The sequence below is a fragment of the Trujillonella humicola genome (assembly GCF_046233715.1).
Lineage (GTDB): Bacteria > Actinomycetota > Actinomycetes > Mycobacteriales > Geodermatophilaceae > Trujillonella > Trujillonella humicola.
This window is the reverse complement of sequence record NZ_JBJNRJ010000006.1, coordinates 1-13,758: the sequence shown is the minus strand read 5'-3', so window position 1 is coordinate 13,758 and position 13,758 is coordinate 1. Positions and strand designations below refer to the sequence as shown.

At 77.1% G+C, this 13,758-nt stretch carries 17 protein-coding genes; 13 read left to right on the top strand and 4 right to left on the bottom strand.

Going from position 1 to position 13,758, the window contains the following annotated elements; all coding sequences use genetic code 11:
- The first annotated feature begins 5 nt into the window (after positions 1–5).
- From ACK586_RS04965 to ACK586_RS04935, 7 genes are read left to right on the top strand one after another with little or no spacing between them, the layout of a single operon-like run.
- Entirely contained in the window at positions 6–485 is a 480-nt protein-coding gene (locus ACK586_RS04965; protein ID WP_409329347.1) for a GNAT family N-acetyltransferase, read from the top strand.
- Between the two features lie 60 nt (positions 486–545).
- Entirely contained in the window at positions 546–944 is a 399-nt protein-coding gene (locus ACK586_RS04960; protein WP_409329346.1) for a DUF3224 domain-containing protein, read from the top strand.
- A gap of 28 nt (positions 945–972) precedes the next feature.
- Positions 973–1,902, top strand: a complete 930-nt coding sequence (locus ACK586_RS04955) for an aldose epimerase family protein (RefSeq protein ID WP_409329345.1) — start codon at positions 973–975, stop codon at positions 1,900–1,902.
- Positions 1,902–2,627, top strand: coding sequence for an MOSC domain-containing protein (locus ACK586_RS04950; RefSeq protein ID WP_409329466.1), 726 nt, complete (start codon positions 1,902–1,904; stop codon positions 2,625–2,627). The genes ACK586_RS04955 and ACK586_RS04950 overlap by 1 nt, the downstream gene beginning before the upstream one ends.
- A 4-nt stretch (positions 2,628–2,631) precedes the next feature.
- Positions 2,632–2,847 carry an RNA-binding S4 domain-containing protein gene (locus tag ACK586_RS04945; protein ID WP_409329344.1) on the top strand — a complete coding sequence of 72 codons (216 nt, stop codon included), beginning with the start codon at positions 2,632–2,634 and terminating at the stop codon, positions 2,845–2,847.
- Entirely contained in the window at positions 2,844–4,313 is a 1,470-nt protein-coding gene (locus ACK586_RS04940; RefSeq protein WP_409329343.1) for an RNB domain-containing ribonuclease, read from the top strand. The genes ACK586_RS04945 and ACK586_RS04940 overlap by 4 nt, the downstream gene beginning before the upstream one ends.
- Before the next feature lie 43 nt (positions 4,314–4,356).
- Positions 4,357–5,121 carry a nitrilase-related carbon-nitrogen hydrolase gene (locus tag ACK586_RS04935; protein WP_409329342.1) on the top strand — a complete coding sequence of 255 codons (765 nt, stop codon included), beginning with the start codon at positions 4,357–4,359 and terminating at the stop codon, positions 5,119–5,121.
- Between the two features lie 42 nt (positions 5,122–5,163).
- Here the strand turns inward: ACK586_RS04935 and ACK586_RS04930 are convergent, their stop codons facing one another.
- On the bottom strand, positions 5,164–6,060 hold the full coding sequence (locus tag ACK586_RS04930) for a PRC-barrel domain-containing protein (protein WP_409329341.1): 897 nt from the start codon (positions 6,058–6,060) through the stop codon (positions 5,164–5,166).
- Between the two features lie 165 nt (positions 6,061–6,225).
- Between ACK586_RS04930 and ACK586_RS04925 the strand changes: the two genes are divergently transcribed.
- Entirely contained in the window at positions 6,226–7,899 is a 1,674-nt protein-coding gene (locus ACK586_RS04925) for a CYTH and CHAD domain-containing protein (RefSeq protein ID WP_409329340.1), read from the top strand.
- Between the two features lie 84 nt (positions 7,900–7,983).
- Positions 7,984–9,255 (top strand): metallophosphoesterase, encoded by a 1,272-nt coding sequence (locus tag ACK586_RS04920; protein WP_409329339.1) that lies wholly within the window; start codon positions 7,984–7,986, stop codon positions 9,253–9,255.
- Positions 9,256–9,273: 18 nt separating this feature from the next.
- Here the strand turns inward: ACK586_RS04920 and ACK586_RS04915 are convergent, their stop codons facing one another.
- Complete coding sequence (locus ACK586_RS04915; RefSeq protein WP_409329338.1) at positions 9,274–9,864, bottom strand: TetR/AcrR family transcriptional regulator; 591 nt, start codon at positions 9,862–9,864, stop codon at positions 9,274–9,276.
- 143 nt (positions 9,865–10,007) lie between these two features.
- Here ACK586_RS04915 and ACK586_RS04910 point away from each other — a divergent pair, with 143 nt between their 5' ends.
- The 3 genes from ACK586_RS04910 (at position 10,008) to ACK586_RS04900 (ending at position 11,740) form a co-directional block, all read left to right on the top strand.
- Entirely contained in the window at positions 10,008–10,748 is a 741-nt protein-coding gene (locus ACK586_RS04910; RefSeq protein ID WP_409329337.1) for a GntR family transcriptional regulator, read from the top strand.
- Positions 10,749–10,818: 70 nt separating this feature from the next.
- The gene (locus tag ACK586_RS04905; RefSeq protein WP_409329336.1) at positions 10,819–11,316 is read left to right on the top strand and encodes an SRPBCC family protein; all 498 of its coding nucleotides are present in this window, start codon (positions 10,819–10,821) and stop codon (positions 11,314–11,316) included.
- A 142-nt stretch (positions 11,317–11,458) separates the two neighbouring features.
- Complete coding sequence (locus tag ACK586_RS04900) at positions 11,459–11,740, top strand: GlsB/YeaQ/YmgE family stress response membrane protein (protein ID WP_409329335.1); 282 nt, start codon at positions 11,459–11,461, stop codon at positions 11,738–11,740.
- Between the two features lie 21 nt (positions 11,741–11,761).
- On the opposite strand, the gene ACK586_RS04895 is transcribed toward ACK586_RS04900, so the two are convergent.
- A complete protein-coding gene (locus ACK586_RS04895) occupies positions 11,762–12,400 on the bottom strand; it encodes an MBL fold metallo-hydrolase (RefSeq protein WP_409329334.1) in 639 nt (212 codons plus the stop codon).
- 147 nt (positions 12,401–12,547) lie between these two features.
- Between ACK586_RS04895 and ACK586_RS04890 the strand changes: the two genes are divergently transcribed.
- Positions 12,548–12,775, top strand: a complete 228-nt coding sequence (locus tag ACK586_RS04890) for a hypothetical protein (protein WP_409329333.1) — start codon at positions 12,548–12,550, stop codon at positions 12,773–12,775.
- Positions 12,776–12,795: 20 nt separating this feature from the next.
- On the opposite strand, the gene ACK586_RS04885 is transcribed toward ACK586_RS04890, so the two are convergent.
- Positions 12,796–13,572 carry an enoyl-CoA hydratase-related protein gene (locus ACK586_RS04885; protein ID WP_409329332.1) on the bottom strand — a complete coding sequence of 259 codons (777 nt, stop codon included), beginning with the start codon at positions 13,570–13,572 and terminating at the stop codon, positions 12,796–12,798.
- Positions 13,573–13,758 lie beyond the last annotated feature (186 nt).

Genomic DNA, 13,758 nt, shown 5'->3' with positions numbered 1-13,758 from the left:
TGCCGGTGACCGTCCCGACCTGGACCGTCGTCCATGCCGCCTGGGACGACCCGGAGGTGCGCGCGCTGACCGTCGCCCAGCAGGTGGAGCTGCGGGCGAGGTACGGGGGCGGCTCCGAGCCCGGCACCCCGCCGTCGGCGGCCGACGTCGCCGTGGTGCTCCTCGCCCGGGACGCCGACGGCGCGCCGGTCGGCTGCGGCGCCCTGCGCCCGCTGGAGCCGGGCGCCGCCGAGCTGAAGCGGATGTACGTCGTCCCGGAGGCGCGGGGTCGCGGGGTCTCGCGGCAGCTGCTGGCCGCCCTGGAGGCAGCGGCCCGGGACCGGGGGTGGACGACGGTGCGGCTGGAGACCGGCCCCCGCCAGCCCGAGGCGATCGGCCTCTACGAGAGCGCCGGCTACCGGCCGATCGCCGCGTTCGGGGTCTACGTGGACGAGCCCGACGCCGGCTGCTCGCTGTACTACGAGCGGGTCCTCGACCCCGGCTGATCCCGTCGGTGGGGTGCGGGAGGCTGCACACCCGCCGTCCGAGCGTCCTGGAGGTCCCGCGTGGGCACCGTCGTCCGCATCCCGTTCGAGGTCACCGGCTGGGAGCCCGAGCCCCTGGCCCTGGGCGAGCCCGGCGCCGTCGCGTTCGGCCGGGTCGCGCTGCGCAAGACGTTCACCGGCGCGCTCACCGGCACCAGCGTCGTGGCCATGACCTCGACGACCGTCGGTCCCGACCCGGCCGGGTACGTCGCCGTCGAGCTGGTCACGGGCACGCTCGAGGGGCGCGAGGGCAGCTTCGTGCTCCAGCACGCCGGGGTGGTCGACGGCGCCGACTCGCGGGCCGCGGGCGTCGTCCTGCCCGGCACGGGAACCGGGGAGCTGACCGGGCTGCGCGGCGCGGTCGAGCTGACCCACGACGAGGCCGGCGCCGTCCTGACCCTGGACTACGAGCTGGGCTGACCGCGCGCGGGTGCGGCAGGCTGGCGGCATGAGCGTGCCGCCGCAGACCTCCTGGCCCCCGGTCGACCCGGTCGACGTCGAGCTGGTGAGCGGCGACGCCCGGCTCGCCGTCGACCTGCGCGGGGGCGGCATCCGCGCGCTGAGCGCCGGCGGGTGGGACGTCGTCGACGGCTACCCCTCCGGGGCCGTGCCCGCCGGCCGCCGCGGCGGGTTGCTGCTGCCCTGGCCCAACCGGCTGCGCGGCGGCCGCTGGAGCTGGGCCGGCCGCGACCTCCAGCTCGACGTGTCCTCCCCGGACGCGCCCAACGCGACGCACGGGCTGCTGTCCTGGCAGCCGTTCGGCGTGCTGAGCCGGTTCTCCGACGCGGTCACCGTCGGCACCACGGTCGAGCCGCGGCCCGGATACCCGTTCCGCCTCCTCGTGGCGGTGGACTTCGGCCTGGCCCCCCAGCGGCTCACCGTGACGGTGCGGGTCCGCAACGCCGCGGCCGGGCCCGCGCCGCTGGGCGTCGGGATGCACCCGTACCTGGCCGTCGGCGGGGACGGCGACGGCGCGATCGGCGGCGCCGAGCTCGCCGTTCCCGCCCGGACGGCGCTGGACGTCGACGGCGGCCTGCCCACCGGCGGGCGGTCGCCCTTCGACGGGGCGGTCGGCCGGCTCGGGGACCGGGAGATCGACACCCCGCTCACCGACCTCGACCGCGACGCCGAGGGCTGGGCGCGGGTCCGGCTGCGCGGGCCGGCCGGGGCGCTGGAGCTCGCCGTCGACCGGGCCTGGCCGTGGCTGCAGGTCTACACCGGCGACACGCTGCCGCCGGGCCAGCGCCGGCGCAGCGTGGCCGTCGAGCCGATGACCTGTCCGCCCAACGCGCTGGCCGACGGGGTCGACCTCGTCGTCCTCGAACCGGCGGGGACCTGGTCGGGCACCTGGACGCTGTCCTGGACGCCGGCGACGTGATGCGCGTGGCCGAGCTGTGGCGCTTCCCGGTCAAGTCGCTGCAGGGGCAGCGGGTGGACGCCGCGGAGGTCGGGCCCGAGGGGCTGGCCGGGGACCGCCGCTGGGCGCTGTTCGACACCTCGACCGGCATGGGGCTCACCGCCCGGCGGGTGCCCGACCTGCTGTTCGCCTCCGGGCGGCTGACCGCCGACGGTGGTGTCGAGGTGGTGCTGCCCGACGGCACCGCCACCACCGACGACGCCGTCCTCTCCGCCTGGCTCGGCCGGCCGGTGACCCTGCGCGCGTCCGGCGAGGTGACCGGCGCGCGGTGCTACGAGAACCCCGTCGGCGTCGGGGACGACGGGCGCGAGTACGACTGGGACTCCTTCGACGGGGCCCGCGGCGCCTTCCACGACAGCAGCCGCACCCGCGTCTCGCTGGTGTCGGCCGCGACGCTGGGCAGCTGGGACCGGCGGCGGTTCCGGGCCAACGTCGTCCTCGACGGGGCGGGGGAGGACGAGCTGGTCGGCCGGCGGGTGCGGCTGGGCGGGGCGGAGCTCGACGTCGTCGCGCCGGTGCCCCGCTGCGTGATGGTGACCCGGCCGCAGCCGGGCGGGATCGGCCGCGACACCTCGGTGCTCAAGACCGTGCACCGCGAGCGCGGGGGCGACCTGGCCGTCGCGGCCCTGGTCGCGGTGCCGGGCGTGGTGGCGGTGGGCGACGAGCTCACCGTGGCCGCAGGATGAGCCGGTGCGCACCATCTCCCTCCGTGCCGGCGAGGACTCCATCCGGCTGGGTCAGCTGCTCAAGCTCGTCGACGCCGTCCCGACCGGGGCCCAGGTGAAGGACGTGCTGGTCACCGGCGCCGTGCGGGTGAACGGCGAGCCGGAGGACCGGCGGGGCCGGCAGGTGCGGCGGGGCGACGTCGTCAGCGTCGACGGGCTCGAGGACGTGCGCGTCGGGTGACCGGGCGCGACGGGCCGACCGGCGGTTCCACGTGGAACCGGGCCGGGACGGCGGCGTGGCGCCCTCCGCGCTGGCCCGCGGAGCTGGCGGACGTCCCCGACTTCGCCGCGATCCGGGCGGAGTTCGACGTCCCGGAGGACTTCCCGCCGCAGGTGCTGGCCGAGGCCGGGGCGGTCGCCGCCTCGCCGTCGCGGCCCGATCTCGACGCCACCGACCTGCCGCTGGTCACCGTCGACCCGCCGGGCAGCCGCGACCTCGACCAGGCCGTCCACCTGGAGCGCCGTCCGGACGGCTTCGTCGTCCGCTACGCGATCGCCGACGTCGGCGCGGCGGTCCGCCCCGGCGGAGCGCTGGACGTCGAGGCCCGCCGCCGCGGTCAGACGCTCTACACCCCCGACGTCCGGGTACCGCTGCACCCGCCGGTGCTCTCCGAGGGCGCGGCCAGCCTGCTGCCCGGCGAGGACCGCGCCGCCGTCCTGTGGACGATCCGGCTGGACGGGGACGGGGACGTGCGCTCGGTCGACGTCCGCCGGGCCCGGGTCCGCAGCCGGGCCCGGTTGACCTACGCCGGCGTGCAGCGCGACGCGGACGCGGGCACGCCGGCCGAGCCGATCGCGTGCCTGCCCGAGCTCGGCCGGCTGCTGCAGCAGCGGGCGCTGGAGCGCGGCGCGGTCGAGCTCGGCACCCCGGAGCAGGAGGTGGTGCCGGCGCCGGGCGGCGGCTGGACGCTCACCGCCCGCGGCGACCTGCCGGCCGAGGGCTGGAACGCCGAGATCTCGCTCCTGACCGGCCGCTGCGCCGCCGCGCTCATGCTCGAGGCGCGGATCGGCCTGCTCCGGACGCTGCCCCGGCCGGCGCCCGCGACGGTCGCGGCGCTGCGCCGGCTGGCCGCGCCGCTCGGGGTCGACTGGCCGTCGGGGGCTGCGCCCGGCGCCGTGGTGGCGGCGCTCGATCCCGCCCGCCCCGGGCACGCGGCGTTCCTCGAGGAGGCCGCCGGGCTGCTGCGCGGCGCCGCCTACACCCCGCTGGACGGCGCCGTGCCGGACGACCCGGGGCACGGCGGGGTGGGCGCCCCCTACGCCCACGTCACCGCACCCCTGCGGCGGCTGGTCGACCGGTTCGGCACCGAGGTGTGCCTCGCGCTGTCGGCCGGCCGGGAGCCCGATCCCGCGGTGCGGGCGGCGCTGCCGGAGCTCCCCGCGCTGATGGCCGCCTCCGACCGGCGCGCCCGCGCGGTGGAGCGGGCGGTGGTCGACGCGACGGAGGCCTGGCTGCTGCGCGACCGGGTCGGTCAGGAGTTCGACGCGGTCGCGGTGGACGCCGACGGCACCCGCGGCACCGTCGTCCTCACCGAGCCGGTGGTGCGGGCGCGCTGCACCGGCGTCCTCACCCCGGGGACGCGGCTGCGCGTGCGGCTGGTCGAGGCCGACGCGCAGCGGCGGGCCGTCCGGTTCGAGGTCGCGTGACGCCGCCGGACGGCCCGCGCACCGGGTCGGGGAGGATGGCGCCGTGAGGATCGGAGTGGTGCAGCACGACATCGCCTGGGAGGACCGGGCGGCCAACTTCGCCCGGCTGGCGCCCCGGGTGGCCCGCGCCGCGGCCGCCGGCGCGGAGCTGGTGCTGCTCAGCGAGACGTTCTCGACCGGCTTCTCCATGACGCCGGGCATCGGTGAGCCCGAGGGCGGGCCGTCGTCGTCCTTCCTGGCGGCGCAGGCGGCCGAGCACGGCGTGTGGGTGGCCGGGAGCTGCCCGGAGATCGCCCCGGACGGCCCGCTGCCCTACAACTCGTTCGTGCTGGCCGGGCCGGACGGCACGGTGCACCGCTACCGCAAGCTGCACCCCTTCACCCACGGCGGCGAGCACGAGCGGTTCCGGGCCGGCGCGGGGCCGCTGACCGTCGAGATCGGCGGCCTGCGGGTCACGCCGTTCGTCTGCTACGACCTGCGCTTCGCCGACGTGTTCTGGCGCGCCGCCCCCGGGACCGACGTCTACCTGGTGACGGCGAACTGGCCGGCCGCCCGCCGGCTGCACTGGCAGACGCTGCTGCAGGCGCGGGCGATCGAGAACCAGGCCTACGTGGTCGGCTGCAACCGGGTCGGCACGGCCGGTGACGGCACGGAGCACGCGGGGGACAGCCGGATCGTCAACCCGATGGGTGAGCTGCTGGCCACCGCGGCCGGGGTGCAGACCCTCGTCCTCGCCGACGTCGACGCCGCCGAGGTGGCCGCCACCCGCGACCGGCTCCGGTTCCTCCCCGACCGCCGCACCCTGTAGCGGAGTGCGGGAGCGCAGGTTTTCTGCGCTCCCGCACTCCGCTCAGGAGCGGGCGGGGGAGCCGCTCTCGTCGACGACGATCCGCTCGCGCTGCACCTGCTCGGTGATCTGCTCGCTGCCGGTGACCACGTCGGTGCGCAGCCGCACCCGCTCGACGGGCACCACCTCGACCGACACGACCGGCCGCTCGGCGTGCAGCACGACCTCCTCGGGCAGGTCACCGGAGACGACCGGGATGGGCGAGGTGGTCGGGTGGGCCGGGTCCCGGGGCTCGGCCGCGCCGGGCGCCACCAGGGACTCGCCGGGCCCGGGATCGGGGGCGTCGAGCGGCACCTCCTCGATGCGGATCTCCTCGCGCCGGATCGGGACGGTGACCTGGACCTCCTCGGTCACCACGTACTTCACCAGCCGCGCCCGCGTGCTCGCCACGCGCTCGGTGCCGACCCGCAGCTGCTCCTCGCTGCGCACCATCCCCCCGTCGGAGGCCGGCGGCGGCCCGGGGGGAGCGGCGGATCCCGGCACCGGCGGAGGCGCGACCGCGGCGGCCGGAGGCTGCGCAGCGGGCGGCTCGACCTCCCCGGTCCGGCCGGGCTCGGTGGGCGCGGCGGCGTCCGGGGTCGCCGGCAGCGCGGTGTCCAGGCCGTAGTGGCGGCGCAGCTCGGCCTCGTCCGAGGGGTCGAGGTGGTCGCCGGTCAGGTGCGGCGCCGAGCGGACGGCGTCCTTGGTGACGTGCAGCCGCAGCCCCCCGTCGACGTACGCCGCGTCGACCGCCGGGACGACCGAGTGGCGGGTGCCGAACAGCCCCGTGGTCACCGCCGCCCACGTCGGGGCGCCGGTGCGGTCGTCGACGTAGAAGTGCTCGACGGTGCCGATCTTCTCGCCGTCGGGCCCGTAGGCCGGGCTGCCGATGGCGGCGGACACCTCGCGCTCGCTCAGCATGGGTGGGCTCCCCTCGCACGGACCGTCCCGCGGACGGTCTCCCGGTCAGCGTGCCCAGCGGCCGTGCCGGGTGAACATCGGGCCGGGACGGCGTTCACCTGCGTGATCTACCGTCAGCGGGCACCGGCGGCCGGAGGACCCGGCCCGAGCGAGGAGGACGACGCGGTGGGCGGGCACGTCGAGATCGAGCGCAAGGTCGAGCCGGGCCCGGACTTCGCGCTGCCGGACCTGACGGCCGTCGAGGGCGTGGCCGGCGTCGGCGAGCCGGTCGAGCACGCCCTCGCGGCCACCTACTTCGACACCGCCGACCTGCGGCTGGCCCGCGCGCGGATCACGCTGCGCCGGCGCACCGGTGGCACCGATGCCGGCTGGCACCTCAAGCTGCCCGCCGGGGACGGCGCCCGGGAGGAGCGGCACCACCCGCTGGGGCCGCGCCGCGCCGTGCCGCCCAAGGCCGTCCTCGAGCCCGTGCTCGGCCTGGTGCGCACCGCCCCGGTCACCGCGGTCGCGACGCTGCACACCACCCGGATCGTCACGCCGGTGCTGGCCGAGGACGGGCGGGTGCTCGCCGAGGTCGCCGACGACACCGTCACCGGCACCGCGCACGCGGCCGCCCCCGACGAGGCGGCGACGGTGACCTCCTGGCGCGAGGTCGAGGTCGAGCTCGTCGAGGGGGACGCGGCGCTGCTCGAGGCGCTCGTCGGCGCGCTGGTGGCCGCGGGCGCGGCGCCGTCGGACTCGCCCTCCAAGCTGAGCCGGGTGCTCGCCGGCCGGCTCCCGGCGCCCGCACCGGAACCGGCCGGCGCCGACGCCGGCGCCGCGGACGAGGCCGCGGACCTCCCGGACGAGGCCGAGGGCAAGAAGGGCAAGAAGGGCAAGAAGAGCAAGAAGGGGAAGAAGGCCGAGGGCGGCACGGGCAAGGGCCGGGAGGACGCCGCCCCCGCGCCGGTCCCCACCGCCGCCGACGCGGTGCTCGGCGCCCTGCGCGACCAGGTCCGCGCGCTGGAGGCCGCGGACCAGCTGGTGCGCACCGGCCACCCCGACGGCATCCACGACCTGCGCGTCGCCTGCCGGCGGCTGCGGAGCATCCTCGCCGCCTTCCGGCCGGTCCTCGAGCGGACCAGCACCGATCCGCTGCGGGAGGAGCTGCGCTGGGTCGGCGCCTCGCTGTCCGCCGCCCGCGACGGCGAGGTGGCGCTGGCCCACCTGCGCGACCTCGTGGCCGCCCAGCCGGACGAGCAGGTGCGCGGGCCGGTGGTCGGCCGGCTGCAGACCGCCGCCGTGCAGGACGCCGAGGCCGGCCGGCGCAAGGCGCTGCGCACGCTGTCCGACCGCCGCTACCTGACCGTGCTGGACTCCCTCGACGCCCTGCTGGCCGCCCCCCCGCTGGCGCAGGCCGCCACCGAGCCGGCCCCGGCGGTGCTCGCGCGGGCCGTCCGGCGCACCGGCAAGCGGCTGGCCGCGCGGATCGAGGTGGCCCGCGAGGCGGGGGAGGAGACCCCGCACGAGGACTCCCCGCTGCACGACGTGCGCAAGGCCGCCAAGCGGGTGCGGTACACGGCCGAGGTCGCCGTCCCGGTGCTGGGCGAGCCCGCCGCGGCCCTGGTGCGGTGCATGAAGGACGTGCAGGAGGACCTCGGTTCCGCGCAGGACACGGTGGCCACGCGGGACTGGTGCCAGAGGCTGGGCCGGGCGGCGGGCGCCGCCGGGGAGCCCACCTGGACCTGGGGGCGGCTGTACGCGCTCGAGGAGGCCCGCGCCGCGGCCTGCGCGGCCGCCTTCTGGCAGGAGGAGCCCGCGCTGCGCGCCGCCGTCCGCGCCGCGGCGGCGGAGGCCTGATCCACCCGTGCGCCCCGGGAACGTGAGGACCCCCGTGCCCTCGTCGGCGCGCGAACCGGCGGCGCGGCCCCGCGCGGGGGCCGGATGTCGCTGATCGCCCTGCTGGGCTTCGGCACCGTCGTCCTCGCCGCGGTGGTCCTGCTCCACTCCTACGTCTGGTTCCGCCTCGTCCGCAGCACCACCGCGCCGGGCCGCCTGCGCCGGCGGCTGACCCTGCTGCTCGTGCTGCTCGCCGTCCTCCCGGTGGCCGCGGTGGCCCTGCGCCGCAGCAGCCTGCCGCTCGACCTCGCCACGCCGCTGGAGTGGGTGGCCTTCACGTGGCTGGGCACGCTGTTCTACCTGTTCCTCACCCTGCTGGCCCTGGAGCCGGTGCGCTGGGCGTACGGACGGGCCGCGCGGCGGAGGTCCCGGAGGGGGGCGCCCGCCCTGGCGGGCACGGCCGACCTCGACGAGGGGACGGCGCCCGGCGGCGCGGTCCGGGAGGACCCGGAGGCGCAGGACCCGCCGGCCCCCTCCCGCCGGCTGTTCCTGGCCCGCACGCTGGCGGTGACCGCCGGCGCGGTCGCCGTCGGAACCGCGGGGACCGGGATGTACCTGGCCAATGCGGCGCCGGTGGTGCGCCGGGTGCCGATCCGGCTGCGCGGCCTGGACCCCGCCCTGGACGGCCTGCGCATCGTCACCTTCTCCGACGGCCACCTGTCGGCGACCTACGGCGGACGGCGCTTCGAGCGCCTGGTCGAGACGGTCAACGCCCAGCGGCCCGACGTCGTCGCCATCGTCGGGGACCTGGTCGACGGGGACGTCGGCGAGCTGCGGGAGGAGGCCGCGCCGCTGGCGGACCTGGTCAGCGAGCAGGGCGTCTTCTTCGTGACCGGCAACCACGAGTACTTCGTCGACACCGAGGCGTGGCTGCGCCACCTGCCGACCCTCGGCGTCGACGTCCTGCGCAACGAGCGGGTGCCGATCCGGCGCGGGAGCGCCACGTTCGACCTCGCCGGCATCGACGACCGGACGGCGGCGAGCTCCGGGCTGGCCGGGCACGGCGCCGACCTCGACGCCGCCCTGGATGGCCGCGACGACGACGTCCCGGTCGTGCTGCTCGCGCACCAGCCGGTGCAGGTCGAGCAGGCGCGCGCCGCCGGGGTGGACCTGCAGCTGTCCGGCCACACGCACGGCGGCCAGCTGTGGCCGTTCGACTACGCGATCCGGCTGGACCAGCCGGCCGTCGAGGGGCTGTCCCGGCACGGCGACACCCAGCTGTACGTGACCTCCGGCGCGGGGTTCTGGGGTCCGCCGATGCGGATCGGTGCCCGCCCGGAGGTCACCGTGGTGGAACTGCGGGCGCCCGGGGCCTGACCCGGGGCCCGACCGCGCTCAGACCGGCCCGACCATGCCGCGCAGCGCGCCGAGCACCTCGCGCGCCACCTCGGCCGGCGGGCGGACCCCGTCCTCCTCCGCCCACCGCAGCAGGGCGAGCGTGTAGGCGGAGAACAGCGCGACGACGACCAGTTCGGTCGCGAGCCGCCGGTCGGGGGTCAGCGTCGTGGGGGGCAGCGACTGCAGCACGATCCCGGCGGTCGCCCGTTCGTGCTCGGCCGCGCGCAGCCGCAGGCCCGGCGTCGCGACGACGACGCGCCACCGGTCCAGCATCTCGTCGAGGTCGCGGCCCTCCGCGGCCGAGAGCCAGTCGAGCATCGCCTCGCGCAGGCCGGCGAAGACGGAGTCCGTGAGCGGCCGGCCGGCCAGGACCGCGACCACCGCCTGACGGTCGGGCAGCGGCAGCACCACGTGCTCCTTGTTCGGGAAGTGCGCGTAGAAGGTGGGCACCGATACCCCGGCCGCGCGGGCGATCTCCCCGACGCTGACGTCGTCGTAGCCGCGCTCGAGGAACAGCCGCATGGCCACCTCGTAGATCCGGCGGTTGGTCTCGGCGCGCCGGCGGCTGCGCGGGTCGTGCGATGACACGGGCAGAACCTGCCACGCCGCGGTCATGATCGGGCGGTCGGAACGAACGGACGCTGCCGTTTCGTTGAATTTCGGAGGAATGGGGAGACCAGACGTCCCAGACGACATGACGTCCGGACGTCTACCTCGCGTACGGTCGGGCGGTGACCAGCGCCGTGTCGGGACCGAAGTACCTGTCGGTCCGGGAGCACCTGCGCCGCCGCGTCTCGGCGCTGCCGGAGCACACGCTCCTGCCCCCGGAGCCGGTGCTGTGCGCGGAGTACGGCGTCAGCCGGATCACCCTGCGCCGCGCCGTCGACGGTCTCGTCGCCGACGGGCACCTGGTCCGCGAGCAGGGACGCGGCACCTACGTGAGCCGCCCGGCGATCCGGCACGAGTACCGGGAGAGCTTCGTGCACCGCATCGCCGGCTGGAGCTCGCTCATGGCCGAGCAGGGCGCCCAGGTGGGCACCACGGTCCTCACCCAGCGCATCGTGCCGGCGCCGGTGGCGATCGCCCCCGAGCTCGACCTGGACGTCGCCGCGGACGTCGTGGAGCTGGTGCGGCTGCGCAGCGTCGACGGCGCCCCCAACCACGTGGCGCACAGCTTCCTGCCCGCGGCCCTGTTCCCCCGGGCGGCGCAGGCGCAGCTCGACGACGGCTCCCTCTACGACTTCCTCCGAGCGGAGTACGGGGCCGACCTGGCGCACGCCCGGATCGTCGTGGACGTCGGCACGGCGACGAACGAGGAGGCCGAGCAGCTGCGGATCGTGGCGGGCTCGCCGCTCCTCGTCGTCCGCACGACCGTGCGCGACAGCGGCGGGCACCCGCTGGTGCACAGCTACTCGCGGTTGCGGCCCGACGTCAGCCGGGTCGAGTTCGAGGTCTCGGTCACCGGCCGCTGACGCCCTCCCGGTCCGCCCCGGACCGCCCGCCGTCCCGGCCCCCGCCCCGGCTGGGGGATGCTGGGACACCGTGACGACGACGACGGCGAGCGGCAGCCGCGAGGTCCCCGAGCCCCGGGACGTGGTGTGGCAGGCGCTGGCGGTGCTGGCCCCCTACTGCCCCGTCTGCGACGTCTCCTACGTCGTGGCCGGCAGCGGGCCCCCGGGGAAGGGCACCCGCTTCGCCTGCGTGCCGGGCCGGCTGGCGGGCGGGCAGGCGCCCCGGGCGGGCGCCCCGGAGGGCGAGATCCTCGAGTGGCGCCCCCGCCGGGCCGTGACCACCCGGCTCGAGCTCACCCCCGAGACGTGGACGACGCGCATCGAGCTGGACGACGCCGAGGGCGGCGGCACGCGGGTCACCGTGACCGTGGGGCACGAGCCGCGCAGGAAGAACCGGCTGGTCGACCGCGTCCTGCGCAGCAGCGTCCAGCGGCTGGTGGAGTCCACGGTCCACGGCGAGCTCGCGAAGCTGCCCGAGCACGTGGCCCGGGTCGCCGCCGAGCGTGGGGAGGACCCCCCGGTCGGGTGACCTGGTGCATCACCGCGCGTGCCGCCGGGTATGGGGTGGCCACCAGGTGCCCGATCGGGGGTGACGGCGCCACCGGTGCACCGGCTCCGGGCACCCGGCGACCGCCGGGGCCGCCCGACCGGTCGGACTCAAGGAGAACGCTGTGATTGGTCAGATCATCGGGCTCATCGTCGTCGGCCTCATCATCGGGGCGCTCGCGCGGCTGATCACCCCGGGCAAGCAGCACATGAGCATCTTCGCCACGCTCGCCCTGGGCGTCGTCGGCGCGTTCATCGGCGGCACGATCGGCGGGTTCTTCAACGACAGCACGAACCCGTTCGAGCTCAACGTCCTCGGCTTCGTCTTCGCCGTGATCGCCGCCGTCCTGCTGGTCGGCGTCGCCGAGCGCCTGTCGACGGGGCGCAGCAACCGCTCCGTCCGCTGACCCAGCCGGCGCCCGGGGGACTCAGAGGTCGATCGAGTCCCCCGGCGCCAGCCGGGCGTAGGGCGTCGGGGTGCCGGGCCCCCGGTCGCCGAGCAGACCGCCCACCAGCCCGAGACCGATCTCGTTCAGCAGGCCGTCGTGCACCGCGAACGCCCGGTCGGCACCCACCGCGCGCACGTAGTCGATGACCTCCGCGGTCTTCGACCACGGAGCGTGGACCGGGAGCAGCAGCGTCGCCACCGGCTCCCCGGGGACCGTCCACGCGTCCCCCGGGTGGAAGACGGTGCCGCCGACCAGGAAGCCGACATTCCCCACCCGCGGGATCTCCGGGTGGACGACCGCGTGCAGCTCCCCGTGCACCGTGACGTCGAAGCCCGCGACGGTCACCGCGTCGCCGTCGCCCACCACGTGCACCCGGCTCCCCAGGCCCTCCAGCAGGCCGGCGACCGAGCGGTTGGTCCACACCTCCAGCGCCGGGTCGGCCTCCATCGCCGCCCGCAGCGGCTCGGGAGCGACGTGGTCCGGGTGCTCGTGCGTGATCAGCACCGCGCTGGCGCCGCGCAGCACCGCCGGATCGGTGAACACCCCCGGGTCCAGCACCAGCCGGCGGTCCCCGTCGGCGAGGACCACGCACGCGTGGCCCTGCTTGGTCAGCTCCATGTCGTCAGCTCCATCCCGTCGGCCGCACGGTCGGCATCCTGCTCCTCCTCCCGCGGGTCCCGCCGGAGGACGTCCGCACTCACCCGCCGGGGTGAGACGCCGCCGTCCGGACTGTGCCCGGGGTCACCGGCCGCCGACCTTGGGTCCATGACCACGACCGTCGCCCGCACCACCACCTTCGCCGCCGCCCGCAGCCGGGCGCACGGCCCCACCGCCGCTCTGTGGCACGCGGTCGAGGTGCACCGCGACCCGAGCGAGGTCGACGGGGCCTGCGAGCTGACCCTGTGCGGCTCCCTGGCGCGGGTCAGCATCGAGCAGGACTGGCCGGTCGCCGAGCGCGACGTCTGCGTCTCCTGCGTCGTCCTGTCCCGCTGACGCCCGAGGCTCGCGGCGCCCTACCGACCGGTGAACACCGGCGGGCGCTTGGCGAGGAAGGCCTCGACCGCCTCGCGGTGGTCGGCGCTGGTGCCCAGCGGCGTCTGGAGCTCGGCCTCCAGGGCCAGGGTCTGCTCCAGCGAGTCCGTCGCGGCGGTGGCCAGCACGGTCTTCACCGCCCGGTAGGCGGCGGTGGGCCCGGCCGCCAGCCGCACGGCGAGGGCGCGCGCCTCGCCGGCCACCTCCTCGGCGGGGACGACGCGGTGCACCAGCCCCCACTGCTCGGCGGTCTCGGCCGCGAAGGGCTCGGGCAGCAGCAGCAGCTGGGCGGCCCGCGAGCCGCCGACGCAGTGCACGAGCCGGGAGGCCAGCGCGGAGTCGCTGGACAGGCCGATGCCGGTGAACGCGGTGGTGAACTTGGCACCGGCCGCGGCCACCCGCAGGTCGCCGGCCAGCGCCAGGCCCAGGCCCGCCCCGGCGCACGCGCCGTTGATCCCGACGACGACCGGCACCCGCAGCGCCGACAGGGCCAGCACCAGCGGGTTGTACTCGTCGGCGACGATCGACAGCGAGGTCTCGGCGTTCCCGCGCAGCGACTCCACGTGCTCGGCGAGGTCCTGCCCCACGCAGAACGCCCGCCCCGAGCCGGTGAGCAGCACGGCGCGGACCGACTCGTCGGCGGCCACGTCGGTCACGACGGCCAGCAGCTCCCGCCGCAGCGCCGAGCTCAGGCCCGGCCGCAGCAGGGTGATCGTCGCGACGCCGTCCGCGTCCTCCCGGGACACCGTGCTCGCCATCCGTCGTCCTCCCACGCGTCGGCCCGGGCCCGCGACCACCGCGGACCCGGGCGACACCCTGCCACCCGCCGTCCTCCCCCCGGCGCCGCCCCGGCCCGCCGACGTGGCGCGGGTGGCGAGCGCCCGGGGGTGACGGGGGTCCCTCCCGCGGGTGCGGACGGCCGTCTACTGGGAGAACCGGTCGCA